Origin of the sequence: Psychromonas sp. CD1, from assembly GCF_002239585.1 — a bacterium.
Lineage (GTDB): Bacteria > Pseudomonadota > Gammaproteobacteria > Enterobacterales > Psychromonadaceae > Psychromonas.
Genome location: NZ_NDFH01000003.1, coordinates 1,157,120 through 1,183,409, shown reverse-complemented (window position 1 = coordinate 1,183,409; position 26,290 = coordinate 1,157,120). Strand labels below are relative to the sequence as shown.

Genomic DNA, 26,290 nt, shown 5'->3' with positions numbered 1-26,290 from the left:
TAGATTCAATTCCGAAGTGCATAACTTAGATTAGTTTGAAAAGTAGTCAGTTGAATATTGTTGTGGTGCTTGTTGTGGCTGATATGTAGGAGCCATTTTTGGAGCCACTTGTTGTGCTGGCGGTTGTTGTGGTGCATTGCCCCAACTTTTTTGCGCCGGTTGATCTTGATCTTGTTGCATAGTATTACTTTGGAAGGCTTGTGTGCCTTGTTGGTTTCGTGAATCCATCATTTGAATTTCAGATACCGTAATTTTTGTTGTATAACGCGCTTGGCCATTTTGATCCTGCCATTTATCTGTTTTTAAACGGCCTTCAACATAAATTTTGGCACCTTTTTTAAGATACTCACCACACATTTCACCTAAACGTCCAAATACAGTAAGATTATGCCACTCTGTGTGTTCTTTACGTTCACCACTTTGCTTGTCTTTCCAGCTTTCTGTTGTTGCTAACGTTAAGTTTGCGACTGCATTACCGTTGGGCATGTAACGCATTTCAGGATCTTTACCAAGATTACCCACTAAAATTACTTTGTTGATGCTACGGTTAAACATTTTCTTTCTCCGCTCTTATGCTAGTTAACTAAAATTTCTTTGGCTTTATCACTATTGAATTTTGTATTATTCACTTTAATATAAACTGTTTGTTCTTCGATAAAAAATACGACTTCTAATACCCCTGGTAGTGTTACAAGTTTTTCACTGAGGGCGTTAGCATGATCATTATCTTTAATATCAGTAGTATAGCTATGGGTACGAATTTTGCTTGGATTAAGCATACCCCAAGCAATAAAAAACCAGAGTAGTATTAATATTGACAAGCAATAAAACAAACCGCTACTACCTAATAGTTTATAGGAAATACCTCCTAAAATCCCCCCTAAAAATGCTCCTGAAAATTGAAAAGTACTATAAATTCCCATGGCACTACCTTTTGCTCCTGCAGGAGCAAGCATTGATATAAATGAAGGAAGTGATGCTTCTAAAAAATTGAAGGCGGTAAAATAACACATCACGCATAAAAACATAGCAAATAATGAATTAGTTGTGCTACCCATTGCCATTAAACTACCCGCCATTAATAGAATAGAAAACAGAAAAAATTGACGATTCATATCTTTTCGAGCGGATATGATTAACATCGGAATAATTAATAAGAAAGAGAACAATAAAGCGGGCAAATAAAGATGCCAGTGATCTGCCGGTGCTAATAGCATCGTTTGTAATTGTAACGGTAATGTAATAAACATAGCCGTTAATGTCATATGTAGAATTAAAATACCTAAATTAAGACGTAGTAATTGAGGGTCTTTAATTAAGGCTTTTAATTGTTGAGGGATAGCAACTGTCTCGCCTCGTGGTGCCTTATTAATAATATTTGGTACCATGAAGTGTACAATAGCAATACCACATAATGCACCTGCTGCGGTAATGAAAAATAAACCTTGCAAGCCAATGATAGGTGCGAGTATAGGGCCAGCGACCATAGAAACTGCAAAAGATATGCCAATGCTGACGCCAATCATAGCCATTACTTTTGGGCGTTGTTCTGCGCGAGTAACGTCAGCAGCGAGTGCTAAAATCGCGCTTGCGATAGCCCCTGCGCCTTGTAGTGCTCGACCAGCTGTAACACCATAAACACTATCTGAAAACCCCGCGACTAAACTGCCTAATGCAAATAGGCATAGTCCACCATAAATAATCGGACGGCGTCCAAATTTATCGGATAACATACCAGCCGGAATTTGTAATAGAGCTTGTGTTAAACCATAGGCTCCAATGGCAAAGCCAACCCATATTGGGGAGTACCCCGTCAGGTGTTGTCCATAAATAGCAAAAACTGGCATGATCATAAAAAGCCCAAGCATACGTAAGGCAAAGACGAGAGATAGTGATATTGCGGTGCGTTTTTCTATGGGGTTCAAAGTTTCAGGTCGCATTGGAGTCCACCGAATGGAAAATAAATAGAGGAAGAAGAATAACATGTCGCTTACATTAAGACGCTTTTATTTTAGTGTAAACAAGGAAAAAGCATTATACTTATCAATTTTGGAAATGATCTATGCTCAGCTATCGTCACTCTTTTCATGCAGGAAACTTTGCAGATGTTTTAAAACATACTGTTTCTGTTGCTATTTTTAATCATTTATTGAAAAAGGATAAACCTTTCTTATATCTGGATACGCATGCTGGCTGTGGTGCATATTCCCTGTATTCAGAACAAGCTCTTAAAACTAAAGAAGCAAATAACGGCATTAAGCGTTTATGGGAACGTCAAGATTTGCCTCCAGCAGTTAGTAACTATATGGAGCAAGTTATTGAATTTAATGCCCAAAAAGATCTGAAACACTATCCTGGCTCGCCGAGTATTGCACAACAAATGTTACGTGATGAGGACCGATTGTTCTTATTTGAGTTACATCCCAACGAATTTACAAATATGAGTGAAAATTTTGTCTCAGATCGACGCATCAAAATGGCGAAACAAGATGGTTTACAAGGTTTAATTGCGAATATCCCACCTAAAGAACGTCGTGCTTTTATTTTGATTGATCCTTCCTATGAAATAAAAACAGATTATCAGGACGTTGTAGAAACATTAATAAAAGCAACCAAACGCTTTTCTACAGGAACTTATGCTCTTTGGTATCCCGTTGTAAACCGTATTGCGATAAAAGCAATGGAAAGAGAATTAAAAGGGTCTGGAATTAAAAATATACAGCTTTTTGAATTAGGTATCGAAGCTGATAAAGGCGAAACTGGGATGACATCAAGTGGCATGATTGTTATTAATCCACCATGGACATTAATGGCAGATATGCGCCAATCTCTCCCTTATCTAGCAAAATTATTAGCGAAAGAAGAGAAAGGTTTTTATCGTATAGAGACATTGGTTGCAGAGTAAAAAGGACACGCGCTATTGTTGTCTTATTTTTGGCGAAATCTTTTATTAAAAGCTGTTCTGTAAAGCGGATGCCGGGAGGCAGACAAGTCCGTCCAGGGCGGCGTCAGCGGGTGTTGGCGGGTGTCGGGGGCTGGCTTAAACTATGCGGCATCAGAGCAGATTGTACTGAGAGTGCACCCATATGCGGTGTGAAATACCGCACAGATGCGTAAGGAGAAAATACCGCATCAGGCGCCATTCGCCATTCAGGCTGCGCAACTGTTGGGAAGGGCGATCGGTGCGGGCCTCTTCGCTATTACGCCAGCTGGCGAAAGGGGGATGTGCTGCAAGGCGATTAAGTTGGGTAACGCCAGGGTTTTCCCAGTCACGACGTTGTAAAACGACGGCCAGTGCCAAGCTTGCATGCCTGCAGGTCGACGATTTAATATTAAATATATTGAGCCTGCTAATCAGTCAAATGTTCGTGAAGTGTAACAGATTGGGCGCATTTGCCCTACGTTTCAACCACCGTGAAAGAAACGCGCCGGCTGCGCTTCGGGGGATAAACTCGCCGCTAAATCGTTGTCTTCATTGCGGCTATTTTGCTTACCGTCGCCTTCACGCAGACGAAACTCTTCGTCCTGAGCGGTAGCCTGCTCCACCAGTTCCGGATTAATCTCGCGTTTAACTTCCACCCCCAGGCTGCGAAACGCCTCCGCCTGCGCCAGCAAATTGCCACGCCCGGAGGAGAGTTTTTTCATCGCCTGGCGGTAGTTATCCTGCGCGCGATCCAGGCTTTGCCCCACCGAGGACATATCGTCCACAAACAGCCGCATTTTGTCGTACAGCTTGCTGGCGCGATCGGCAATCTGCTGCGCGTTACGGCTTTGGTGCTCATAGCGCCACAGGTTGGCAATGGTACGTAACGCCACCAGTAGCGTGGTGGGGCTGACCAGCATAATGTTATTTTTCAGCGCTTCGGTGATCAGTTCGGGCTGTCTGTCGAGTGCCAGCAGGAACGCAGGCTCAATATATTTAATATTAAATCTCTAGAGGATCCCCGGGTACCGAGCTCGAATCGAATCTGCTGCGCGAAGAGCACGGGTGGGGATGGGATTCGCACAGGTTTGGGGTGTGGATAAAAATAAAAACAAAAATAAAAACAAATGAATATAAGATATTGTTTTTGTTTGCAAAGAATTTTGAGAGCGTAGATCAATCATTAATGTTATACACTTATCCAATAAAAAGTCAGTATCTAGAAATTTTAACAAGTTTTTTTAATAAGTTGAGTAAAATAACTAAATACTGTGTTGTCAGGTTTATATTAATGAAATAAGTGCTTTACCAGTCATTTCAGTTGGGATCTCTAAGTCCAATAATTTGAGCATGGTCGGTGCAATATCACATAAGCGACCATTTTCAGTCATACTGGCTTTACGACCCACATAAATAAATGGAACCGGTAAGTTAGTGTGCGCTGTGTGTATTCCGCCCGTATTAGGATCTATCATTTGTTCAGCATTGCCATGATCCGCAGTGATTAAACATTCACCATCGACCTCTTTTAATGCTTCAATCACTTGACCGATACAATGGTCAACGGCTTCACAAGCTTTCACTGCAGCTTCATAGACACCGGTGTGACCAACCATGTCACCATTTGGATAGTTACAAATAATAACATCATATTTTTGGCTACGTATAGCTTTTGTTAATTTTTCAGTTAGCTCTTCTGAACTCATTTCAGGTTGCAGATCATAAGTTGCCACGGCTGGTGATTTTATGAGTATGCGATCTTCGCCTTTAAACTCATCTTCAATGCCACCATTGAAGAAAAAGGTAACGTGTGCATATTTTTCTGTTTCTGAAATACGCAGTTGCGTTTTATTATGATCGGCTAACCATTCACCTAAAGTATTTTGTAACGACTCACTTGGGTATGCCGCAGGCGCTAGAATATTTTTTGCGTATTCTGTGAGTGTGGCAAAGGTGATATTAGGCGTAGCTTCGCGTTTAAATCCATTGAAATTGGCATCACAAAATGCATACGATATTTCACGCGCACGATCCGCTCTGAAATTTAAAAATAATAATGTATCGCCATCTTCAATGGCGGCTTTTTCACCAATAACAGTCGCTTTAACAAATTCATCATTTTCATCGCGAGTGTATGCATTTTCTAGACCCAGCAATGCATTTTCAGCATGGAAATCGGCTTTTGATAACGTTAATAGATCATAAGCTTCTTGCACTCTATCCCAGCGTGTATCTCGATCTAATGCGTAGTAACGGCCAATTAATGTTGCGGTGCGACCTACACCAAGTGCTTTATATTTATCTTCAAATTTTTGTAAAGTAGAGGCTGCACTGCGCGGTGGCGTATCGCGGCCATCTAAAAAGGCATGTACAAATATTTTTTTAGCACCTTGTTTTGCACTTAGTTCAATCGCCGCTAAAATATGTTCGTCAAAGCTATGTACACCACCTGGAGAGGCAAGAGCCATAATATGTACTGCTTTGTTGGACTGTACGGCTTTATCAATAGCAGAAACTAATACGTCATTTGTAAAAAAATCACCATCTTTAATTGATTTCGTCACTTTGGTTAAATTTTGGTAAACCGTGCGACCTGCACCAATATTTGTGTGACCTACTTCTGAATTTCCCATTTGTCCATCAGGTAAGCCAACATCCATTCCCGAAGCTGATATTTGGGTGTTTGCATAGTCTTTGCAAAGCTTATCAAGGACAGGGGTTCGAGCATTTGCTACTGCGTTATCGGGCATGTCTGGGCGATATCCCCAACCATCCATGATTAATAATAAAAGTGGTTTTTTAGCAATTAACATATAAATCCTCTTTAGATAAAAATAAAATATTAATGATGTTGATTTTACTACATTTGCGAGGCTTGTCACTGTACATCTCAACGTAAAAGTGAAGTCTATTATTGTGTTTAATAATATTAAAATTTAATAATTAAAATAAATAAGGGATGAACATGTCAGATCAAAAAGAAGAAAAAGCAGGACAAATTGAATTTACTATCCAGCGTGTATATATCAAAGATATTTCTTTTGAGTGTCCAAACTCTCCTGTGATGTTTAAAAAAGAATGGGCGCCTGAAGTTTCAATGGATATTGATACAAAAAATGTAAAACTAGAAGACAATGTCTATGAAGTTGTATTAACTCTGACGACAACAGCGAAAATTGGTGATGATGTCGCTTTCTTGTGTGAAGTCCAACAGGCGGGTATTTTCACAGTAGGACATCTAGAAGGCGCTCAAATGGCACATTGTTTAAATGCATTTTGTCCTAATATTTTATTCCCTTATGCTCGTGAAGCTATTGCAAATTTAGTGACTCGTGGCACGTTCCCTCAATTGAATTTAGCGCCCGTTAATTTTGATGCGTTATTTCAAAATGCGATTGCTCAAAAACAAGCAGAAACGGCAGAAAGTACTAAATTAGACTCTTAATTTAATAAGTAGGTATTCATGGCAAATCAGAAAGCCATTACAGTCTTAGGGGCAGGATCGTACGGTACTGCTCTTGCTGTATGTTTGGCTAGAAACGGACATTTAGTATCACTCTGGGGGCATGAGGCCACTCATGTTCATCGTTTACAAAAAGATAGAGAAAATAAGGCTTTTCTTGCTGGAATTTCTTTTCCTGAATTATTAACGGTTGAAGAGAGTTTAGAAAAGTGTTTGATGTCGACGAAGACCGTTTTATTGGTTGTTCCTAGCCATGTATTTGGTTTGGTTTTAGAGCAGATCAAACCCTTTTTAACTGCTCAGCATCGTATTGCTTGGGCAACGAAGGGGTTAGAGGCTAAAACGGGTCGATTATTACAAAAAGTGGCTAATGATGTATTAGGTCACGATTACCCTTTAGCCGTTATTTCAGGGCCGACTTTTGCTCTTGAGGTAGCAAAAGGATTACCGACAGCGGTAGCTGTTGCGGGATCTCAAACTAAATTCACTCAAGAAATCGCAGATTTATTACATAATAAAAGTAATTTTAGAGCTTATGTTTCCGATGACTTTATTGCTGTGCAACTAGGTGGCGCGGTTAAGAATGTTATTGCTATCGGTGCGGGATTAGCCGATGGACTTGGTTTTGGTGCGAATGCTCGCACTGCGTTGATAACGCGAGGTTTAGTTGAATTAACGCGATTAGGTGTAGCACTTGGAGCTAAAGAGGCTTCTTTTATGGGGATGGCTGGTTTAGGTGATTTGGTGTTAACTTGTACGGATAATCAATCTCGAAATCGTCGCTTTGGTTTAGCACTTGGGAAAGGTAAAGGTATTATTGAAGCACAGCAAGAAATCGGGCAAGTGGTTGAAGGATATCGTAATACTGAAGAAGTATATAATTTAGCGAAGAATTTACAGATTGAAATGCCAATTTGTGAACAAATTTATTATGTACTGTATCAAGGAAAAGCAGTTAAAGCCGCTGCGGTAGATTTATTAGCTCGCGCTAAAACAGGTGAAAGTTAAAAACACCTATTTAAAGGCTCCTTAATGATCAGGAGCTTTTTTATATTTTATGTTATTGATTTAATAATATATTGAGCATGCGTCGTAGAGGCTCTGCCGCTCCCCATAATAATTGGTCTCCGACGGTAAAAGCACTCACATATTGTGCGCCCATACTTAATTTTCTTATACGCCCGACAGGTACATTTAATGTTCCGGTAACCGCCGCTGGAGATAATTCTTTAATCGATGCTTCTCGAGTGTTAGGAATTACTTTTACCCATTCATTGTGTTCGGCGAGTATTTTTTCAATGGTAGATATTGAGATATCTTTTCTCAACTTCATTGTGATAGCTTGGCTATGGCATCGCATCGCCCCAATACGTACGCATAAACCATCAATAGGAATGATGTCTTTATTTTTACCTAAAATTTTATTCGCTTCTACTTGTGCTTTCCATTCTTCTTTACTTTGACCAGATGGCATTTCAACATCTATCCAAGGGATCAAACTACCTGCAAGAGGGCTACCAAATTGTTCTGTAGGTAAAAGGTCACTACGTAGGTGCTGTGCTACTTTTCTATCTATCTCTAAAATAGCAGAAGCAGGATCGGCCAGCTGCTCGGCAACACATTGATTAATAGAGCCCATTTGAGCGATTAATTCACGCATATTACGCGCGCCAGCGCCAGATGCCGCTTGATACGTTTGTGGTGCAACCCATTCGATAAGATCTTTAGCAAATAAGCCACCTAATGCCATCAGCAGTAGAGAAACAGTACAATTACCACCTACATAAGTTTTAATGCCGTTTTGTAGGCCTTCTTGTATTGCTTTATTGTTGATAGGATCTAGGACAATCAATGCGTCATCGTTCATGCGTAATGTTGATGCCGCATCAATCCAATATCCATTCCATCCTTGAGCACGTAATTTAGGGTATATGTCATCGCTGTATTTTCCACCTTGGCAGGTCAGAATAATATCCATTTCACTGAGGCTCTTCAGTGCATATGCATCTTGTAGAATATTTTCTGGTTGTCCATGCAAGGGTGCCTTTAGTCCAGCTTGGGATGTACTAAAAAAAACAGGCTCCATGGTTGAGAAGTCATTTTCAGCTGACATTCGTTGTATCAATACAGAGCCAACCATGCCACGCCAACCAATTAATCCTACTTTTTTCATCATTTTTAAATCCTTAATTGTTGAGTTATTACCTTTTATCACTCTTATTGTTGTTCTTATTATGTCGTTAGTATAAGAAAATAGACTCATAAAATGTGTGGAAAAGGTTTAATGTTTTCCAATCTAGCATTAACTTGTTTACTCTGGCTAGTCTTTTACTTTAATTAATGATACAACCTGAATTTTATTGATAATGACTCTCATTATTTTGTCTAGAACAAAATATTTTGCAGTAAAATGACTTTAAAAACATAAAAGTAAGTCGATTCATTAAATGAAGACGTGATATAAAGCAGATACGAACGTATACATTGTTTGCTTCATTTTAAATATATTACATTGGTTTAAGTCTACTATTGATACGAGCGTCTAACCTTTGCTTTAAATTCGTTATCCTAGGCAGATTCAACCTTGAAGTGCATAACCGCTAAGCCGCAAGTGCGGTTATGTGTTCTGCCATAATCTGAAGTGGCGTTTTAAAAAAAAGTTTCTTTCTCGGTCTATTATTTAGCTGTATTATTAAATTGTACAGAGTAGGGATGCTTTGGCGTTTATGCTCGGTTGTAAGGTATAATTTTATGAGTTTATTTTCAATATCGAGAGGAATGCTTAAACCTTCTAAAAAATCATCTATTTGTTGATAGGTCATACCTAATGCGACTTCATCTTCAAGAAGTGGTCGTTGTTCTTCTAAGTCTGCGGTTGGCACTTTTTCAACCAGTATTTGTGGGGCGCCAAGTTGCTTTGTAAGTGCACGAACTTGACGTTTATTTAAGCCAAATAAAGGTGCAAGATCGCAAGCACCATCACCATGCTTAGTATAGAAACCCGTAATGTTCTCCGCACTGTGATCGGTGCCGACGACGAGACCTCCCATTATGCCTGCAATTTCATATTGGGCTATCATGCGCATGCGTGCTTTTACATTACCTTTAACAAAATCTAAGTTCACCCTTTGAATATCAATATTGTTGTGGCGTAAACTGTTGAGCGTTTCTTGATGAATAGCATCGGTTCCCGTTTGAACGTTGACGGTTACACAATGTGTAGGGCGGATAAATTGTATAGCAATTTGTGCTTCTTTTTCATCAATTTGTTGCGCGTAGGGCAAACGTACAGCAATAAATTGATATGCATTTGTTTTATATTCTAGGTTAAGTTCGCTGATAGCTAATTGGCAAAGTCGACCCGCACAACTTGAATCAACACCACCACTGATGCCTAATATGAGAGCATGACTCTTCGCTTGTTGTAATTTTATTTTTATAAAGTTAACACGTTGCTTAATTTCCATATTAATATCAATTGTTGGTAACACGTGCATTGCTTGTAATATTTTTTGTTTCATGAAAGATGCCTTTTTTACCCGCTAAGGGTTAAGATTATGCAGAAAAAGCGTGCTTTTCGACAGTTAAATTAAACATTATTATTCGCTCTGCTTTAAAAGTCCGTTAAAATAGTTTTTTATCTTCTCTTTTATTTTTTGAGGTTGTTAATATGTCTCTGAGTGTTGTTATTCTTGCTGCGGGTAAAGGTACGCGCATGTGTTCTCGTTTACCTAAAGTACTGCATAAAATTGCTGATAAGCCGATGGTTCAGCATCTGTACTACGTTCGCGAGAACCGCGAGAACCGCGATCACCACGACTGTTGCGATCGCTGCGATCACCACGATCTCTGCCACGTCCACGACTATCACGATCAAAACTGCGTTCATGTGTGCGGGGCTCTACAAATTTTTCTTCAACTGGCTGTAAAGGTTTTTCTTTTTGTGCCATGAACAACAATGCAGAAACAAGATCGAGCTCACTAAGCTCACTATTTTTTTCAATTTGTGAAAATAAGTTACGGAAGAAAGATAAATCTTCACTTTCACAAATATTCATTAATTGTTTTTGGAAATTCTCGATACGTGTTTGTGTTACTTCATCACGTGTTGGTAATTCCATGATAGCGATTTCTTGGCGCGTTGCGCGTTCAATTGCTTTTAGTAAACGACGTTCACGTGGTGCGACAAATAAAATCGCTTTACCTTTACGCCCAGCTCGGCCTGTACGACCAATACGATGTACATAAGATTCTGTATCTGTTGGAATATCGTAGTTAACAACTAAACTAATACGTTCAACATCTAGACCGCGTGCAGCAACATCTGTTGCGACTAAAATATCTAAGCCACCTGATTTTATGCGTGCAATAGTACGTTCACGTGTTTGTTGATTCATATCACCATTTAATGGCGAGCTTCGGTAACCACGAGCTTCTAAGCGTTCTGCAAGTTCGACCGTTGCTGTTTTAGTACGTGCAAAAATTATTACGCCATCATACTCTTCAGTTTCAAGCATACGAGTTAGTGCGTCTAATTTGTTGACACCACGCACAATCCAACATTTTTGTTCGATATTTTCAACTGTTGATGTTTTAGCTTTAATTTTTACTTCAATCGGTGCATTCATGTAACGTTTAGTAATACGTTTAATTTGATCAGGCATGGTTGCAGAGAAAAGTGCAGTTTGATGTTTTTCAGGCATCTCTTTCATGATGGTTTCAACATCATCAATGAATCCCATGCGTAGCATTTCATCTGCTTCATCTAAAACGAGAGTACTTAATTTAGATAAATCTAATGTTTTACGTTTAAGATGATCCATAATACGACCCGGTGTACCCACAACAACTTGCGGTCCGCGACGTAATTGTTTAAATTGAATGTTATAGCTTTGACCACCGTAGATAGGCATCACGTGGAAACCTGGTAGGTGACGTGCGTAGCTTTGGAATGCTTCTGCAACTTGGATTGCAAGTTCACGTGTTGGTGTCAATACTAATACTTGTGGATAATTTAATGAAAGATCGATATTAGCAAGTAATGGTAAAGCAAAGGCTGCTGTTTTACCGGTACCTGTTTGTGCTAAACCTAAAACATCTTCACCTTTTAATAAGTGTGGAATACACTTAGCTTGGATAGGAGAAGGCGTTTCGTAACCCATTTCGGACACAACTTGTAGTAGTGCTTCAGGTAAGTTTAACTGATTAAAACTGATTTCTTCTTGTGTGATATTTGACTCTGACATTGAGGCCTCATGATTTCGTGTAAATTCTGCGTTTTAGCGGTGCATAAACGCACTAAATTCAGCCTATACCTACGTCACCTCAATAGTTGCAACTGGAGTTGAACTATTTAATATTTCGCAAATTTGAATTATGATCCATTACTGCGTAGTAGGTTTAATCTGAATGTCTCGTAAGGATCCATACGGATCTTGTTACGAGGGACGCGCAGTCTACTCGATTTGATTATAAAATGCTCGTATTATTTTGAGGTATAGCACAAAAACAAGAAAATAATGGGTAATTACCTTGTTTTTGTACTAATTTACTTGTCAGCGCCCTAGGGGTATGTATAAAAAAGCATATTATTCATTTGTTTTCTTATTTATAAAAAGAGTGATCTCCGCTTTGATGCTCGGTAATATCTCTTACAGCATGCAGTTCACCAGAAAACTCTTCGAGTAATTCTTTTTCTATCCCATCTTTTAACGTAAGGTCTACTTGAGAGCAACCATTACACCCGCCCCCAAATTCTATGACTGCGACGTTATCCTCAGTCAATTCAACGAGTTTTATAAAACCACCATGACTAGCGAGCTTGGGGTTGATTTGTACTTCAATGACGTATTCGACACGTTCTTGTAAAGGTGCATCATCTTTAACTTTACGCATTTTTGCATTGGGCGCTTTTAAAGTAAGTTGCGTCCCCGTATCTTCTTCGACTAAATCAATAAAAGCATCTTCTAAAAAAGGAACACTTATTTTATCGACTAAAGCATCAAAGCCATCATAATTTAAACGTGTGTCACTGCTTTCTATCGCTTCGACAGGGCAGTATGAGACACCACATTCTGCTTTTGCTGTGCCTGGGTTAATTACAAAAACTCGAATACAAGTGCCTTCATTCTGAGTTTCGAGTAATTTTTTAAAATGTATTTGTGCAACAGTAGTGATCTTTATCATTATTTTACCCTTAATCTTGAGTCATTTACTCAAGCATTATACCTATGCAAATTTAAGATGTAAAAAAGGACTTTTTTGATTTGCACTTTATTTTGTCTGTACCAGAAAAATAAATGTTATTTGTGGAGATTATTTCGATTTTTGAGGTTGACGTGCTGTTCTACAAATAGCCCAAATGTCGACGCGTTTAACGCCTCCTTGTAAAAGAATAGAGCATAAGCTTTTGACAGTTGATCCGGTGCTGACAACATCATCGATAATGACAACATAAGCATCTTTTAATGCGTATTGGTATTTAGTGTTTAATTTAAAGGCATTCTTTACGTTTGTTTGTCTTTCACGTTCATTAAGGCCTTCTTGTGCAGTGGTATTTTTAATGCGTTGTACGGCCTCAGTAAGCATAGGAATGCATAATTCCTTTCCAATCACGTCGGCCAATAGCTGGGCTTGGTTGAAGCCTCGTTGCTGAAGGCGTTGATGGTGTAATGGAATAGGAATTAAAAAGTTAATCTGGGAAATTTGCTTTTTACTTATGTTTTGTTGTATAGATGAACACAGTAATTGACCCAATAGTTGCCCATTTAATAAATTTTTTTTATATTTAAAATTCTTAATTAATACGGGATAAGGTTTTTTATAGTCATTAATGGCATAAATTTGTGTAAAAGTATCTTTTTGGTGCATGCATTGAGCACAATAAGCTTCTGTCTGTGTTAATGGTAATGCGCAGTGTAAGCAATATGATCTCTGTTTAAGTAAGAAGTTTCGGCAATATTGGCACAACAATTCGTGCTGGCTAGGCAGTCGACATAAGAGGCATTGTGCAGGTAAAAAGTATGCGCTTAGGTGATTTAATATTTTATATAGTACAGATATATACATATTCTCTCTATATAATGTACCGATTAATAGTCATGGCTACTATTTTAATGCTATGTATTAGAGTAATGAGATTAATCAGAAAAGTGAGTAAAAGTGAGTATAGATCAAGTTGTGGCGTGTCGTATTTTGGGTAAAGGCGAAGATCTTGTTTTATTGCATGGTTGGGGTACAAATAGTTTTATTTGGCAAGAAGTTGAATTATCACTCGGGCAGCATTTTCGTGTGCATTTAATTGATTTGCCGGGTTTTGGGAGTAGTAGCGCATTATCAACATATACATTATCGTCTATGTTAGAGGCGATAGTGAAAGTCGTGCCGGATCAAGCTATTTGGTGTGGTTGGTCATTAGGTGGTTTGTTGGCGACTTATGCTAGTTATGCGTATCCTCATAAAGTTAAAAAATTAATTCAGGTGTGCAGTGCGTTAAAGTTTGTGAGTGAAAACGCGTTTGAAGGAGTAGATAGCGCTATCTTTGAAAACTTCAAAATGAATTTAAAAAAAAATAAAGATAAAACGTTAAAGCGCTTTATGAGTTTTCAAACTCAGGGACCAAGTACGGCAAGAGAAGATATTAGATCTATGAAAGGTTCATTAGGCGTTTCATTTGTTGCTAATGAAGCTGCTTTGTTAGGGGGCTTATGTTTGCTGCAAGAAACTGATTTAAGAGAGTGTTTTACTCAAATAAAACAACCTTGCTTATCTATATTTGGTGCCTATGATGCACTTATCCCTAAGCAAGGTATAACCCAAATTAAAATTTTATTAGCGCATAGTCAGCAAGTGATTTTTGAAAAATCAGCGCATGCCCCCTTTATTAGTGAAAGAGAGTATTTTTGTCGCTTGATAAAAGCATTCTGATCGGTTAAAGTTTGTACGATGCCTTTTTGTTTTTTGTAAAAAACACAATTTTAAGCGTGTTGGTTTTTATTAAGTAAGGGGTTTATTATGCATGTTCAGTCTGCTTTTTATTCGGGTCTTTCAGGTCTTCGAAATGCCTCTATGCAATTAAATGAAGCAAGTTCTAAAATAAGTAGAGAGTCTACAGAAAAAAAAAGTAATAGCGGGGCATTACCTTCTGCACAAATAGACATAGCTAGGTCACAATCTTCTTCTTTAAATAACGAGTTGCTAAATTTAAAAACAGCAGAATTTCAAGCTAAGTCCTCTGTTAATGTTATCCGAACGGCTGATGAGATGTTGGGAACATTGATAGATACTAGCGTTTAATTCGTAATGGCGAATATAAATGCGTACTTGCCTTCTGCAATTGCGATCCCTTTTCATCCGGCGACCGAAGCGATGCAACATGATAATGTCATGCGGCCGATTATTCCTAAAACACAGCTTATATCTGCATATACAAAATTACGTGACGAACAGGAAAGTGCGCACTCAACCCCCTCAAAGCAAACGATTGTACAATCAGAAGAGGCTGAAAAAGAAGATAAACAACTTTCCTCTGAACAAATTAAAGCAGAGAAAAGACGTGTACTTTTTTTTTCTCGTCGAGAACGTTTAACTGAATTTGATAAAGGCGATAAAAACTTAGATAAGAAATATGACTTTAAACGGGTTAGAACGGTTATTTTAGCTTGCTATCATAATGCCGTTAACCCTTATTCTGAGGCTACTGTTACGCACAATGTGTAAACGTTGCAGTTTAAAATGCAACGTTTACATCAAACGTAAATTAGTGGCAGTTTCCACAGCAAGAATGTGTTTCTTTTTTTCTTCTTTAGTCGACTCATCGGAGCAACAATGTTCACCTGTTGTGTGTTTACTATGATCTCCACCGCAACATTGATGTTCATTTTGTGTCTCGTGGTTAGAACAGCTTGAGTCTGCTTCATGAATATGTCCGTGTGCAAGCTCTTCTTCAGTCGCTTCGCGGATAGCAACAACTTCACCAACAAATTGTAAAGACATACCCGCAAGAGGATGATTTGCATCAATACTTACCATATCATCAGAGACAGCTGTAACTTCAACCGTGCGTTGGCCTTGATCTGTCTCGGCTTGAAAGGACATGCCGACTTCAACTTTTTCGTCTCCTTCAAATAGATCAAGAGGTACTTGTTGCACTAAGTCTTCTCTGAATTCACCATACGCATCTTTTGCCTCTAGTTTTACATCGAATTTATCGCCGACCATTTTTCCTTCAAGTTCTTTTTCTAAACCAGAAACAAGGTAGCCTGCACCTTGAATAAAATCAAGTGGCGCTCCATTTTCTGTACTGTCGAGTGTATTTCCATCGACTTCAGTGACGCCAAAATGGATTGATACCACTAAATCTTTTTTAATTTTCATTCGTTTTTCTCACTTTCTTCTGTTGCATCAAATACACCTATTAGCTGTTCAAATTGGCGTGTTGCGGCGGTTGCTTGTTTTGGAGTTTGCGTTTGTGTAAAAGCGCATGACACACAGGTCAACGTTTCAACTGCATTTTCTAATGTCAATGCAATCGTGTCAAGTGCATTACACTTTGGACAGTGAGCTCCAGCTATAAAACGTTTTTTGTTTTTAGATAATGCCATATTATTCTCTGAATTGATGATGAACATTTTGATGGTAACGAAATCATTAACTATTTTCAGTGGTTATCGTGTTATTTTGCGTTATTATCCCTGTATTTTTTTATCCTTATTAGTCGAGAAACTTAATTTATGATTGTTGCAAATAACATTGAATTTATGCGTGGTGGTAAACCTTTACTTACAGGTGCGAGTGCAACAATTAATCCACGGCAGAAAGTTGGCCTTGTGGGCGCTAATGGTTGTGGAAAATCGAGTTTTTTCTCTTTATTAAAACAAGAAACACAAGTTGATGGTGGTGATTTAACTATTCCAGCACAATGGCGTTTAGCGAGTGTTGCACAGGAAACACCGGCGTTAGATAAAAATGCATTGCAGTATGTTATTGATGGTGATCATGAGTTCCGGCGTTTACAAGAAGAGCTAAGTAAAGCAGAAGCCGAAAATGCAGGCACTAAGATCGCAGAATTACATGGTTTGCTCGATAACGCGGGTGGTTATACGATTGAGTCACGCGCAGCCGAGTTGCTGGCTGGATTAGGTTTTTTAGAGCAGGCCCAACAACGTAATGTGAGCGACTTTTCAGGTGGTTGGCGCATGCGTTTAAATTTGGCGCAGGCTTTGCTGTGCCCTTCTGATTTATTATTATTGGATGAGCCAACCAACCATTTGGATTTAGACGCCGTTATTTGGCTGGAAAAATGGTTACGCCAATATTCTGGAACGCTGATTCTTATCTCTCACGATCGCGATTTTATCGATTGCATCGTAGATAAAATCATTCATATTGAGCAAAATAAATTTCATGAATATACTGGTAACTATACAAGTTTTGAACGGCAACGCGCTGAGAAATTAGCGCAACAACAGGCCTCATATGAAAAGCAAGCTCTACAAAAGCAACATATGCAGAGTTATATTGACCGTTTTAGATATAAAGCAAGCAAGGCAAAACAAGCACAAAGTCGAATTAAAGCATTAGAAAAGATGGAGCAATTACTGCCTGCTCATGTTGATAATCAATTTAGTTTTTCCTTTAGAGAGCCAGACTCATTACCTATGCCACTGCTTACTTTGGAAAAGGTCAGTGCTGGCTATGATGATCTTTTAATTTTAGATCAAATTAAATTAAATTTGGTACCGGGTAGTCGAATAGGTTTGCTTGGGCGTAACGGTGCGGGAAAATCGACTTTAATCAAACTTCTTGCCAATGAATTACAACCCGTATCAGGAAAGTTAGAAATTAATCCTAACGCTAAAATAGGTTATTTCGCACAACATCAATTAGAGTTCTTACGCTTAGATGAAACACCGTTGCAACATATAGCGCGTCTAGCTCCTGGGGAGAAAGAGCTGACGTTACGTAATTTTTTGGGTAGTTTTGGATTTCAAGGTGATAAAGCATTGGATAAAGTCGCCCCCTTCTCTGGTGGTGAAAAAGCGCGCTTAGTTTTGGCCTTATTAGTGTGGCAAAAACCTAATCTACTTTTGCTTGATGAGCCAACTAACCATTTGGACTTAGATATGCGCCATGCTTTAACGCTCGCATTACAAGAGTTTTCGGGAGCCATGGTTGTTGTGTCCCATGATAGACATTTATTACGCACCACAACTGATGAGCTTTATTTAGTTGATAATAAAAAAGTAGAGCCTTTTTTGGGCGATTTAGATGATTATCATAAGTGGTTGTCAGATCAGCAACGCATACAAAAACAAGCAGAAAATAATAACAAGAAAGTGCTTGTGGATAATATAAGTAGAAAAGATCAAAAACGTTTAGACGCCGCTTTTCGTCAAAAATTGACTCCGTGTAAGAAACAATTGAACGTAGCGGAAAAAGATATGGAGAGATATACGCAACGTTTAACTGAAATAGAAAATGCGTTGGTAGAAAGCTCACTTTATGAAATGCAGAAAAAAAATGAATTAACGGCTCTTTTAAAAGAGCAGGGTGAGATAAAAGACAAACTTGAATGTGTTGAAATTTTGTGGATGGACGTTCAAGAAAAAATAGAGAGAATGCAAGCAGAATTTAGTGCAAATAAAGATATGAATTGAGCCATTTGTCTTTGGTTATCGTATTATTTTTAATTTAAATCACTAATAGGTAAGAGAAAGTGATTCAAATTAAATTTTTCTTGCATTAATTAGGGTGAATGTATAGAAAACGTACTATATTTTGATGGTTCTGTACGATAAGTAATCAAGCAGTGTTTTATTTATAGGTAACCAAAATAAACACTTGCCAATGTGATTTAGATCCCTATAATGCGACCCCACAGACACAGGATGTAACGCGAGTTACCGCGGTGTTTGTAGAGATAACAATATTACTTACCTTGCTATTTATTTTTTCAGCAAGTGCTTTTGCAACGGAAGTCGTTATAACACCTAAAAATATTACAGACGCACAAGTGTATAAGATTCAGCATTCTGAAACGTATACATATATTCGTTGTTGGTATCGTCCATATACTGATCACGATGATCCTGCTACTGATTGGGAGTGGGCGCTTAATAAGGATGGTAGTTATTATACGATTTCTGGTTATTGGTGGTCTTCTCTTTCATTAAAAAATATGTTCTATAGCAATGAAGCGCAACAAAAAATTAAAAAACGTTGTGAAGAAACACTAAATGTTGATTATGATGCGGCGGATATCACTTATTTTGCTGCTGATCATGGTGTGTCATATAATGATTCTATTTGGACTAATGATGAAGTCGCTAATGTACGTAAAATAAATAGAATAGTTGCATTCGGTGATAGTTTATCGGATACGGGAAACGTTTATAATGGCTCTCAATGGACATTTCCTAACCGTAATGCATGGTTTTTGGGACATTTTACGAATGGTTTTGTGTGGACTGAATATTTAGCAAAAGCAAAAAACATCCCATTATATAATTGGGCTGTAGGTGGCGCGGCTGGACAAAATGAATACATCGCTCTCACTGGAGTCTATGGACAGTAACATCCTACTTAACCTATATGAAAATGGCTAAAAACTATCATCCAGAAAACACATTATTTACCTTGGAATTTGGTTTAAATGATTTTATGAATTATCATCGAAACCCATAAGATGTTCAGGCAGATTTTAGTAGTGCACTTATTCGTTTAATGGGTGCCGGAGCGAAAAATATATTATTAATTACCTTACCAGATGCCAGCCAGGCACCTCAATTTAAGTATTCAACTCAATTGGAGCGAACAAGATTACACAATCAAATTAAAGACTTTAATGCGGCAGATTCAACCTTGAAGTGCATAACCGCTAAGCCGCAAGTGCGGTTATGTGTTCTGCCATAATTTGAAGTGGCGTTTTAAAAAAAAGTTTCTTTCTCGGTCTATTATTTAGCTGTATTAAATTCACCCTTACATCCTCATCACTGACCAATTTGATAGTCATTTTCTTTAGGTAGGAATAGATAAAATCTCAAGAGAGGGTTTAAAGCAGTTAAAAGTTTGAAAAATATCGCTCATAACTGCTTTTTATTTCTAGCGTGTACCAAAAACCACTATAGTTTTACCATGAGCAGAGATAAGCCCTTGTTCTTCTAGCATTTTCAATATTCGGCCAACTGTTTCGCGTGAACAGCCCACAATTTGGCCAATCTCTTGGCGTGTAATTTTGATTTGCATACCATCAGGGTGAGTCATTGCGTCAGGTTGTTTTGCAAGATCAAGAAGTGTATTGGCAATACGCCCAGTTACGTCTAAGAAAGCAAGATTACCTACTTTTTGGCTAGTAATTTGTAACCGGTTTGCCATTTGTTGCGATAGACGCATTAAGATTTCAGGATTAACCGTTATTAATTGATTGAATTTTTTATAGGAAATCTCGGCGACTTCACATGCAGATTTGGCTTTCACCGATGCACTACGGGTGGGTTCTTGATTTTTATCAAAGAGGCCCAATTCACCTAAAAAATCACCTTGATTAAGGTAAGATAAAATCATTTCTTTGCCATCTTCATCTTTAATGACAACGGCAACTGAGCCTTTAACGATAAAGTAAAGTGTATCTGCTTTTTCACCAGCATGGATAAGCATACTTTTGGCTGGGTATTTATGGGTGTGACAGTGTGATAAAAACCATTCTAACGTTGGATCGGTTTGAGGTTTTGTAATTATCATAAAATTCCCTTAGTGGTATGAATAGCTAAACGGCTATTTCTCATTATTATGGAAAGAGATTAACGCGATTTTAACTGAAGCTTGATTATATCTCTTTTCACCCCTACAAATAACATTTATAGTTTGTTCTTATTGCATAAATTAGAGCTTTGTCAAAAACCACAAAAAAAGTAAGAATTAATTGCATCGTTTAATAAAAAGTACACATTACTTTAAGTTTTGGTGCCTTGTATATTTAAATAGTAAGGCTGTTTTTTTGTAATGTTATTTTTTATTAAGCTCATCTTTCGTGATTAGAGTAATACTTTCATGTAATTCTGAATAGAGAATAACAATATCTCCTTTTTCTAGTAGATGTAAAATTTGTTGCTTTTTTTTGTCTAAGCTTATCTCTTGTTCACCATAATCAGTTCCTTCTCGAAGAATAAAGTGTTCAATTAGATTGTGGAGTGTTTCTGTTTGTAGATCATGGTAATTTATCTGCATAAAGCGTTATTTCCTTACATATAAAGTACTCTATTGCTAAAGCAGTATATAAAGAAATTTGAGAAAAGGTAAGTTACAATATGATTTTTTTTGATAGAAAAGATATGAGAGAAAAACAGGATAATTATAGATATATGTAAACTAAAAATAACCTTAGTTAGGCTATTTTTAGTTTCTATGATTAATTAGAAATTAATTATAGTGCGTCAGCATTTTCACTTAGATATTTAGCTACACCTTGTGGGGTTGCGTCCATACCTGCTTTATCTTTAGTCCATTGTGCAGGGCAAACTTCACCGTGCTCTTCATGGAATTGTAGAGCGTCAACCATACGTAACATTTCATCAATATTACGTCCAAGAGGAAGATCGTTAACAACTTGATGGCGAACAACACCCTTTTTATCAATTAAGAACGATCCGCGTAATGCAACACCAGCATCAGAAAACTCAACACCGTATGCTTGACAAATCTCATGTTTTACATCTGCGATAAGAGGATACTGAACCGCACCAATACCACCATCATTGATAGCTGTATTGCGCCATGCATTATGTGTAAATTGAGAATCAATGGAAATACCAATAACTTCAACACCTCGAGCTTGGAATTCACCAAAACGTTTGTCAAAAGCGATTAATTCAGAAGGACATACAAAAGTAAAATCGAGAGGGTAAAAGAAAATAACGGCCTCTTTACCTTTTGTAAATTTTGCAAAATTAAAATCATCTACGATATCGCCATTACCAAGTACAGCTGCAGCTGTGAAGTCGGGAGCTTGTTTTGTTACTAATACCATGTGAATTTCCTATTTAGTAAAAGGGTTGCATCATTTTGATACAAAGATGATGCAGGAAAATATAGGCAGAATCGAATTGTTTAAACCAATTAATTTGATAGTTTTTATCTATTAATAGATTTTTAATTAATTACTTCCTATGGATTTCTAGCAAAAGGGCTAAAATCAGGTTTACGTTTTTCATTAAAAGCGTTACGCCCTTCTTGGCCTTCTTCTGTCATATAAAAGAGCATCGTGGCATTACCTGCTAATTCTTGTAAACCGGCTTGCCCATCACAATCTGCATTGAGAGCAGCTTTTAAACAGCGTAGTGCCATTGGGCTATTTTGTAGTATTTCTCGACACCATTTTACAGTTTCTTTTTCTAAATCAGCTAAAGGTACGACAGTATTTACTAAACCCATGTCTAATGCCTCTTGGGCATTGTACATGCGACATAAGAACCAAATTTCACGGGCTTTTTTCTGACCTACGATACGTGCCATATAACTTGCGCCCCATCCACCATCAAAAGAGCCGACTTTAGGGCCTGTTTGACCAAATTGTGCATTATCTGCAGCGAGAGTAAGATCGCACATCATATGTAAAACATGGCCCCCTCCTACCGCGTAACCAGCTACCATCGCAATAATGGGTTTAGGACAAGTTCGAATCTGACGTTGTAAGTCTAAAACATTAAGGTGCATTCCTCCACCAAGTTCATCTTTATAGCCACTGTCGCCTCGAATACTTTGATCTCCACCGGAGCAAAACGCGAGAGGACCTTGGCCTGTTAAAATGACGACGCCAATGGAAGCATCGTAACGAGCATCTTGTAATGCTTGCATCATTTCATTCACCGTATGAGGGCGAAAAGCATTACGTACTTGTGGGCGATTGATGGTTATTTTAGCAATTCCATCGGCTTTATGATAAAGAATATCGCTAAAATTTAATTCACTTTTTTGCCAACTAATTGGCGCATAAAAATCTAAATCTGTCATGAGGTCTCTGCTTTGTTGTCTTAATTTAAGTTGTATATATTTGTTCACTCGTAAAGTGTATGTCGTTTTGCTGTTATAAAACCATGCTTAATTATTTTTGTTAAAACATTGAATGATGAAATTCGCATATTGTAGAGGATTATATAAATGAATATTGTGTCCTGATCCAATAAATTCTTTGCGTTTAATATATTTTGTCGATGCAAAATTTAAACTTATTTCTTTGAATTTCGTATCTTTTTCACCAAATAAATAATAAATAGGAAGATGCGTTTTTTGTAAAAAATCGAAGGTATCTTGCTGCTTACCTAAACTGGTGGCTAATAACATTGCTGCGAGCGGAACGCCATAATTATTGATACGCTTTTGTACCATTACTTTTTTTTCTTGATGACTAAGATCTTTAAATATATCTTGTTCATACCAACTATTTATAGTGCGACTAAGTGGGTCAGTTGCAAAACGCTTAGCCCATTGAACATCATGAATGAAACGTTGTTCTTTGTCACTACTAGAGCTTAGCCCGTTGTGGGTTGATTCCAAGAATAGCCTTTTTAGGCGTTTATCCTTTTGTGTTCGGGCATAATCGAGGGCTATACGTCCCCCCATAGAATAACCAATGAAACTATAATTTTGTATTTTTAGTTGGCTTATAACATCGTTAATTAATCGATGTGAATGCGTAAAACCATTACCGTCTGCACTTTCTTGTACGATGGATTTTCCATGTCCAGGAAGATCAATGCAAACACAATGAAAATGATGTTTAAGGTGCGCAATAATGGGCTCCCAGTCGTGGCTATTGCCAAGAAAACCATGTAAAAAAATCAGGGTCGGTGCTTTACTGTCACCGTATTGTTGGCTAAAAAGAGGCATTGTAAATTAACTCCTTAAGTTGCTTAAGTTGTTGGGCGCATTGTTCGTTTTCAACTCGGATCTCTATAAGTGATAGCGACCCTTTTAAAGCGCGTTGATAATTTTTTATAAATATATTTATACTATCCGGGCAGTAATAATCAATCGAAAATTGTTGGCAACTCGCCGCAAAATCTAGCCCATGAGGTAACTGATAAAACTCTTTTCTTTGCGCTTTGGGTACTGGTAAAAGGTTAAAGATAGCACCACCATCATTATTGAGTACAATAATGATAAAAGGTTGCTCAAGTTTTTTTAATAACGCTAAAGAATTTAAATCGTACAAAAAAGAAGTATCTCCGAGTAATAAGGTCGTACTTTTGTTTTTTTGTTTAGCAACACCGATGGCGCTCGCTATCAGCCCATCAATACCACTGGCGCCACGGTTGCTATAAATTTGGCAATTTTGCTGATTCATAAACATATCTGCAAGTCGAATCGACATACTATTGCCGATAAATAAGAGTGAATTTTTAATTAACAATTTATCTAAGTGTGCGACGATACTTATTTCACTAAAGGGCAGATCCTTTAAAAAAGGTTGTAAAATATGTTTATTAAGTTGTTTATGTTTATGCTTTATGTTGATTAACCAATGTTGGTTAAGTTGTTTCGTTGCAGGTATATACTTTTTTAACCATTGCATAGTATCACAGTGAAAACGAAGATCTACTCGATGCATTGCATCAATACGGCCCATTGCGGAAGAAACAAGCCAATATTTACCATGAAAAGATGCAATAAAATCATTCAAACTTTTACTGAGTAATTGTCCTCCAAATTGAATGATTATATCTGCTTCATTTAAAAGTAACGACCATTTTTTATGGGCTAATAATAGGTCATAAGCATGTAAATTCTCTATATTTCCAGCGTGTGATGATTGTATGTCAGCAAGTAAAGGATAGTTCATGTTGGATGCAAACTGAGCGATTTGCATGCTTTCTTCTGGGTTATGCATACGCGCTAGAACGATTAAAACCTTTTTATTTGTTATTTCAACATGTTCAAGTAGTTTACTGTGCACCGAGAGTGTTTGCGTTAACGGTTTAGTCTGTGTTAGCCAATCTTGTAGAGAAGCTAAATAAGCATCGTAATTAAGGTTATTATCTTGAGGATAAAGAGGCTCTGCAAAGGGGAAATTAAAATGAATAGGACCTTGTTGTTGTCGCTGAGCTTGTAAGCCTTGATGTATTGTGGTTAATAGGAAACGCGGACTTATACTCAGTGTCGGCGTGGGTATTTGAGCAAAGAAAAGCGGGTAATGAGAAAATATACGATGTTGGTCAATGGCTTGATTCGCACCACAATCAAGTAATTCAGGAGGTCTATCCGCAGACAAAACGATAAGGTTAATGTTGCTTTGCTTTGCTTCAATGATTGCTGGGTATAAATTAGCAACAGCAGTGCCTGATGTGCTAATAATCGCCACATTTTTTTTACTTGCATTGCTTAAGCCTAAGGCAAAAAAACCCAAACCACGTTCATCAAAATGTAGGTGTACTTTTATCTTTGGGTGAGACGCCGCCATTAAGGTTAAAGGGGTTGAGCGAGAGCCTGGCGCAATACAAAATTCAGTTACACCATGGCGAACCAGCTCTTCGATGCACAGCTTCGCCCACAATAAATTTATATTCGAAGTGTTATGTGTAAATTGCGTCATTAATTCTCTTCTAAATGTGATAAAAGGGCTAAAACAGTCTGAATTTTATTATCTAATTCTTGCCATTCTTGTCTTGCTTTAGACCCCTTAACAAGTCCTGCACCCGCAAATAATTGGATACTTTTATCCGAAATTAATGCGCTACGAATCGCGACACTAAAATCACTTTTTTGGGCGTTTATATAACCGACCGTGCCTGCATACCAGCCTCTAACGTAAGGTTCGTTCTCTTTAATAAATTGTAAGGCCGTTTGTTTGGGAAATCCTGCAACGGCGGGGGTCGGGTGTAAAGTTTCTAATAAGGTTTTTGTGCTGGTTTTTTTACATAAAGTTGCTTGAATAGGAACGCAAAGATGCTGCACTTTGTGTAATTGTAAAACATAAGGTGAGCCACATTTAATATGAGCATTAAGATGTTGTAATCCAGAGACAATATAATGTTGTACCAGCTCATTTTCGCGTTTTATTTTTTTATCATTTAATAGTTGCTGTAATAATTGCAAATCGTCACTTGGGGTTGCACCTCTAAGCACTGTTCCCGCGAGGGCTTCTGTTTTTAATTGTTGTTTTTCTTTACTAAATAGGCGCTCAGGAGAACAGCCTATAAACACCTGTTTCTCTGCGAATTGAAAACTAAAAAGGAAATTATTAGGGTTCGCTTGTTGATATTGGTGTAATAAATCAGTGCTATTGATTGAATTCTTACAATGTAGGGTACTTTGTCTGGATAATACAACCTTAGGCATTTCTTCTCGGCAAAGCATTGCATGTTTAACGAGTGTCCCCCATTGTTTTTTTGAGGGTATATCTTGGCGCATTAATATGTGGTTATTTATTTTTTTTAGTGCACATGGTTGCTTTAATTTATTTAATAAATGTAAACATTCTTGGACACTAAATGTGCCATTAAAATGACAAGTTAATGTGTATTTATTATGTTCCTTTTTAAAAACTAATGCGGGCCGAATAAAAAGGGTATTTGGGAAGTTGGGCCACTGTGTTGCTTCGCTTTGGAAAGCCAACCCTCCAATATAGAAAGCGTCTCCTGTAGCACTTGGAATATGTTGGAGGCGCTCGATGCTACCAAAGCAAAGGAAACTTTGTTGCTGTTCTTTATCGTGCCAATAAATAGCTGGGTAGATACTATGCTGAGCTTTTAATATGGTCAACAAGTGTAAGGGTTGAAGATCTATTGATATATTTTCTGTCGGGATGTTTCCTCTCGTCATTGCAATGTTTTCTAATGCTTTGCGGATGTTTTGCATGCACAATTTAAAATGTAGTTGAATGTTTTGCATAGAGGATTTATATATTTATA

General features: G+C 37.8%; 27 protein-coding genes and 1 pseudogene. 10 read left to right on the top strand and 18 right to left on the bottom strand.

Annotated elements, in window-relative coordinates; genetic code table 11:
* Positions 1-30 precede the first annotated feature (30 nt).
* Together ssb and B8W84_RS06985 are read right to left on the bottom strand one after the other, a co-directional pair.
* On the bottom strand, positions 31-555 hold the full coding sequence (gene ssb / locus B8W84_RS06990; RefSeq protein ID WP_180706039.1) for a single-stranded DNA-binding protein: 525 nt from the start codon (positions 553-555) through the stop codon (positions 31-33).
* A 20-nt stretch (positions 556-575) separates the two neighbouring features.
* A complete protein-coding gene (locus B8W84_RS06985; RefSeq protein WP_094752542.1) occupies positions 576-1,940 on the bottom strand; it encodes an MFS transporter in 1,365 nt (454 codons plus the stop codon).
* Between the two features lie 122 nt (positions 1,941-2,062).
* On the opposite strand from B8W84_RS06985, the gene B8W84_RS06980 reads away from it, so the two are divergent.
* Positions 2,063-2,905 carry a 23S rRNA (adenine(2030)-N(6))-methyltransferase RlmJ gene (locus B8W84_RS06980; RefSeq protein ID WP_094752541.1) on the top strand — a complete coding sequence of 281 codons (843 nt, stop codon included), beginning with the start codon at positions 2,063-2,065 and terminating at the stop codon, positions 2,903-2,905.
* Positions 2,906-2,973: 68 nt separating this feature from the next.
* Entirely contained in the window at positions 2,974-3,117 is a 144-nt protein-coding gene (locus B8W84_RS08015; RefSeq protein ID WP_180706014.1) for a hypothetical protein, read from the top strand.
* A gap of 288 nt (positions 3,118-3,405) precedes the next feature.
* Here B8W84_RS08015 and rmuC read toward each other — a convergent pair whose 3' ends face one another.
* Entirely contained in the window at positions 3,406-3,858 is a 453-nt protein-coding gene (gene rmuC / locus B8W84_RS06970; protein ID WP_374220151.1) for a DNA recombination protein RmuC, read from the bottom strand.
* 348 nt (positions 3,859-4,206) lie between these two features.
* Positions 4,207-5,736 (bottom strand): 2,3-bisphosphoglycerate-independent phosphoglycerate mutase, encoded by a 1,530-nt coding sequence (gene gpmM / locus B8W84_RS06960; protein WP_094752538.1) that lies wholly within the window; start codon positions 5,734-5,736, stop codon positions 4,207-4,209.
* 152 nt (positions 5,737-5,888) lie between these two features.
* On the opposite strand from gpmM, the gene secB reads away from it, so the two are divergent.
* Both secB and gpsA read left to right on the top strand, forming a co-directional pair.
* On the top strand, positions 5,889-6,368 hold the full coding sequence (gene secB, locus B8W84_RS06955; protein WP_094752537.1) for a protein-export chaperone SecB: 480 nt from the start codon (positions 5,889-5,891) through the stop codon (positions 6,366-6,368).
* An 18-nt stretch (positions 6,369-6,386) separates the two neighbouring features.
* Positions 6,387-7,394 (top strand): NAD(P)H-dependent glycerol-3-phosphate dehydrogenase, encoded by a 1,008-nt coding sequence (gpsA, locus tag B8W84_RS06950; protein ID WP_094752536.1) that lies wholly within the window; start codon positions 6,387-6,389, stop codon positions 7,392-7,394.
* A gap of 52 nt (positions 7,395-7,446) precedes the next feature.
* On the opposite strand, the gene asd is transcribed toward gpsA, so the two are convergent.
* Together asd and nadE are read right to left on the bottom strand one after the other, a co-directional pair.
* Positions 7,447-8,559, bottom strand: coding sequence for an aspartate-semialdehyde dehydrogenase (gene asd, locus B8W84_RS06945; protein WP_094752763.1), 1,113 nt, complete (start codon positions 8,557-8,559; stop codon positions 7,447-7,449).
* A 427-nt stretch (positions 8,560-8,986) separates the two neighbouring features.
* Entirely contained in the window at positions 8,987-9,907 is a 921-nt protein-coding gene (gene nadE / locus B8W84_RS06940) for an ammonia-dependent NAD(+) synthetase (RefSeq protein WP_094752535.1), read from the bottom strand.
* A 149-nt stretch (positions 9,908-10,056) separates the two neighbouring features.
* Between nadE and B8W84_RS07985 the strand changes: the two are divergent.
* Positions 10,057-10,164: pseudogene (locus tag B8W84_RS07985) on the top strand (NTP transferase domain-containing protein); the annotation flags it as partial.
* On the opposite strand, the gene B8W84_RS06935 reads toward B8W84_RS07985, so the two are convergent.
* From B8W84_RS06935 to B8W84_RS06925, 3 genes are all read right to left on the bottom strand, one after another.
* On the bottom strand, positions 10,118-11,632 hold the full coding sequence (locus tag B8W84_RS06935; RefSeq protein ID WP_308293003.1) for a DEAD/DEAH box helicase: 1,515 nt from the start codon (positions 11,630-11,632) through the stop codon (positions 10,118-10,120). The pseudogene B8W84_RS07985 and the gene B8W84_RS06935 overlap by 47 nt on opposite strands.
* A gap of 358 nt (positions 11,633-11,990) precedes the next feature.
* Positions 11,991-12,572, bottom strand: coding sequence for a Fe-S biogenesis protein NfuA (gene nfuA, locus B8W84_RS06930; RefSeq protein WP_094752534.1), 582 nt, complete (start codon positions 12,570-12,572; stop codon positions 11,991-11,993).
* A gap of 129 nt (positions 12,573-12,701) precedes the next feature.
* Positions 12,702-13,454 carry a ComF family protein gene (locus B8W84_RS06925; protein WP_143522286.1) on the bottom strand — a complete coding sequence of 251 codons (753 nt, stop codon included), beginning with the start codon at positions 13,452-13,454 and terminating at the stop codon, positions 12,702-12,704.
* Between the two features lie 93 nt (positions 13,455-13,547).
* Here B8W84_RS06925 and bioH point away from each other — a divergent pair, with 93 nt between their 5' ends.
* The 3 genes from bioH to B8W84_RS06910 all read left to right on the top strand — a co-directional run bounded on the left by bioH (position 13,548) and on the right by B8W84_RS06910 (position 15,104).
* Entirely contained in the window at positions 13,548-14,312 is a 765-nt protein-coding gene (gene bioH / locus B8W84_RS06920; protein WP_094752533.1) for a pimeloyl-ACP methyl ester esterase BioH, read from the top strand.
* Positions 14,313-14,399: 87 nt separating this feature from the next.
* Entirely contained in the window at positions 14,400-14,681 is a 282-nt protein-coding gene (locus B8W84_RS06915) for a hypothetical protein (RefSeq protein ID WP_094752532.1), read from the top strand.
* 6 nt (positions 14,682-14,687) lie between these two features.
* Positions 14,688-15,104, top strand: coding sequence for a hypothetical protein (locus tag B8W84_RS06910; RefSeq protein ID WP_094752531.1), 417 nt, complete (start codon positions 14,688-14,690; stop codon positions 15,102-15,104).
* A gap of 24 nt (positions 15,105-15,128) precedes the next feature.
* On the opposite strand, the gene slyD is transcribed toward B8W84_RS06910, so the two are convergent.
* Both slyD and B8W84_RS06900 read right to left on the bottom strand, forming a co-directional pair.
* Positions 15,129-15,761 carry a peptidylprolyl isomerase gene (slyD, locus tag B8W84_RS06905; RefSeq protein WP_094752530.1) on the bottom strand — a complete coding sequence of 211 codons (633 nt, stop codon included), beginning with the start codon at positions 15,759-15,761 and terminating at the stop codon, positions 15,129-15,131.
* A complete protein-coding gene (locus B8W84_RS06900) occupies positions 15,758-15,988 on the bottom strand; it encodes a YheV family putative zinc ribbon protein (protein ID WP_094752529.1) in 231 nt (76 codons plus the stop codon). Before B8W84_RS06900 ends, slyD begins: the two co-directional genes overlap by 4 nt.
* Positions 15,989-16,117: 129 nt before the next feature.
* Between B8W84_RS06900 and B8W84_RS06895 the strand changes: the two genes are divergently transcribed.
* Both B8W84_RS06895 and B8W84_RS06890 read left to right on the top strand, forming a co-directional pair.
* Positions 16,118-18,043: an ABC transporter ATP-binding protein gene (locus B8W84_RS06895; protein WP_094752528.1), complete on the top strand. Its 1,926-nt coding sequence runs from the start codon at positions 16,118-16,120 to the stop codon at positions 18,041-18,043.
* 251 nt (positions 18,044-18,294) lie between these two features.
* Entirely contained in the window at positions 18,295-18,960 is a 666-nt protein-coding gene (locus B8W84_RS06890; protein WP_308293002.1) for an SGNH/GDSL hydrolase family protein, read from the top strand.
* 527 nt (positions 18,961-19,487) lie between these two features.
* Here the strand turns inward: B8W84_RS06890 and crp are convergent.
* The 7 genes from crp to B8W84_RS06855 form a co-directional block, all read right to left on the bottom strand.
* Positions 19,488-20,126 carry a cAMP-activated global transcriptional regulator CRP gene (crp, locus tag B8W84_RS06885; protein ID WP_094752527.1) on the bottom strand — a complete coding sequence of 213 codons (639 nt, stop codon included), beginning with the start codon at positions 20,124-20,126 and terminating at the stop codon, positions 19,488-19,490.
* A 264-nt stretch (positions 20,127-20,390) separates the two neighbouring features.
* Positions 20,391-20,612, bottom strand: a complete 222-nt coding sequence (locus B8W84_RS06880) for a YheU family protein (RefSeq protein ID WP_094752526.1) — start codon at positions 20,610-20,612, stop codon at positions 20,391-20,393.
* 196 nt (positions 20,613-20,808) lie between these two features.
* Positions 20,809-21,411, bottom strand: a complete 603-nt coding sequence (locus B8W84_RS06875; RefSeq protein ID WP_094752525.1) for a peroxiredoxin C — start codon at positions 21,409-21,411, stop codon at positions 20,809-20,811.
* Positions 21,412-21,548: 137 nt separating this feature from the next.
* Positions 21,549-22,394: a 1,4-dihydroxy-2-naphthoyl-CoA synthase gene (gene menB, locus B8W84_RS06870; protein WP_094752524.1), complete on the bottom strand. Its 846-nt coding sequence runs from the start codon at positions 22,392-22,394 to the stop codon at positions 21,549-21,551.
* Between the two features lie 87 nt (positions 22,395-22,481).
* Positions 22,482-23,270: a 2-succinyl-6-hydroxy-2,4-cyclohexadiene-1-carboxylate synthase gene (menH, locus tag B8W84_RS06865; protein WP_094752523.1), complete on the bottom strand. Its 789-nt coding sequence runs from the start codon at positions 23,268-23,270 to the stop codon at positions 22,482-22,484.
* Entirely contained in the window at positions 23,257-24,972 is a 1,716-nt protein-coding gene (gene menD / locus B8W84_RS06860) for a 2-succinyl-5-enolpyruvyl-6-hydroxy-3-cyclohexene-1-carboxylic-acid synthase (protein ID WP_094752522.1), read from the bottom strand. The genes menH and menD overlap by 14 nt, the downstream gene beginning before the upstream one ends.
* Positions 24,972-26,270: an isochorismate synthase gene (locus B8W84_RS06855; protein WP_257797929.1), complete on the bottom strand. Its 1,299-nt coding sequence runs from the start codon at positions 26,268-26,270 to the stop codon at positions 24,972-24,974. Before B8W84_RS06855 ends, menD begins: the two co-directional genes overlap by 1 nt.
* Between the last annotated feature and the right edge of the window lie 20 nt (positions 26,271-26,290).

Coding starts and splice junctions, on each gene's coding strand:
- B8W84_RS06935 (WP_308293003.1), bottom strand. CDS start 11,632: ATGTCAGAGTCAAATATCACACAAGAAGAAATCAGTTTTAATCAGTTA.
- slyD (WP_094752530.1), bottom strand. CDS start 15,761: ATGAAAATTAAAAAAGATTTAGTGGTATCAATCCATTTTGGCGTCACT.
- B8W84_RS06915 (WP_094752532.1), top strand. CDS start 14,400: ATGCATGTTCAGTCTGCTTTTTATTCGGGTCTTTCAGGTCTTCGAAAT.
- asd (WP_094752763.1), bottom strand. CDS start 8,559: ATGAAAAAAGTAGGATTAATTGGTTGGCGTGGCATGGTTGGCTCTGTA.
- crp (WP_094752527.1), bottom strand. CDS start 20,126: ATGATAATTACAAAACCTCAAACCGATCCAACGTTAGAATGGTTTTTA.
- B8W84_RS06895 (WP_094752528.1), top strand. CDS start 16,118: ATGATTGTTGCAAATAACATTGAATTTATGCGTGGTGGTAAACCTTTA.
- gpsA (WP_094752536.1), top strand. CDS start 6,387: ATGGCAAATCAGAAAGCCATTACAGTCTTAGGGGCAGGATCGTACGGT.
- gpmM (WP_094752538.1), bottom strand. CDS start 5,736: ATGTTAATTGCTAAAAAACCACTTTTATTATTAATCATGGATGGTTGG.
- B8W84_RS06925 (WP_143522286.1), bottom strand. CDS start 13,454: ATGTATATATCTGTACTATATAAAATATTAAATCACCTAAGCGCATAC.
- B8W84_RS06910 (WP_094752531.1), top strand. CDS start 14,688: ATGGCGAATATAAATGCGTACTTGCCTTCTGCAATTGCGATCCCTTTT.
- B8W84_RS06980 (WP_094752541.1), top strand. CDS start 2,063: ATGCTCAGCTATCGTCACTCTTTTCATGCAGGAAACTTTGCAGATGTT.
- secB (WP_094752537.1), top strand. CDS start 5,889: ATGTCAGATCAAAAAGAAGAAAAAGCAGGACAAATTGAATTTACTATC.
- menD (WP_094752522.1), bottom strand. CDS start 24,972: ATGACGCAATTTACACATAACACTTCGAATATAAATTTATTGTGGGCG.
- nfuA (WP_094752534.1), bottom strand. CDS start 12,572: ATGATAAAGATCACTACTGTTGCACAAATACATTTTAAAAAATTACTC.
- B8W84_RS08015 (WP_180706014.1), top strand. CDS start 2,974: ATGCCGGGAGGCAGACAAGTCCGTCCAGGGCGGCGTCAGCGGGTGTTG.
- menB (WP_094752524.1), bottom strand. CDS start 22,394: ATGACAGATTTAGATTTTTATGCGCCAATTAGTTGGCAAAAAAGTGAA.
- menH (WP_094752523.1), bottom strand. CDS start 23,270: ATGCCTCTTTTTAGCCAACAATACGGTGACAGTAAAGCACCGACCCTG.
- ssb (WP_180706039.1), bottom strand. CDS start 555: ATGTTTAACCGTAGCATCAACAAAGTAATTTTAGTGGGTAATCTTGGT.
- B8W84_RS06855 (WP_257797929.1), bottom strand. CDS start 26,270: ATGCAAAACATTCAACTACATTTTAAATTGTGCATGCAAAACATCCGC.
- B8W84_RS06985 (WP_094752542.1), bottom strand. CDS start 1,940: ATGCGACCTGAAACTTTGAACCCCATAGAAAAACGCACCGCAATATCA.
- B8W84_RS06875 (WP_094752525.1), bottom strand. CDS start 21,411: ATGGTATTAGTAACAAAACAAGCTCCCGACTTCACAGCTGCAGCTGTA.
- B8W84_RS06880 (WP_094752526.1), bottom strand. CDS start 20,612: ATGCAGATAAATTACCATGATCTACAAACAGAAACACTCCACAATCTA.
- nadE (WP_094752535.1), bottom strand. CDS start 9,907: ATGAAACAAAAAATATTACAAGCAATGCACGTGTTACCAACAATTGAT.
- B8W84_RS06900 (WP_094752529.1), bottom strand. CDS start 15,988: ATGGCATTATCTAAAAACAAAAAACGTTTTATAGCTGGAGCTCACTGT.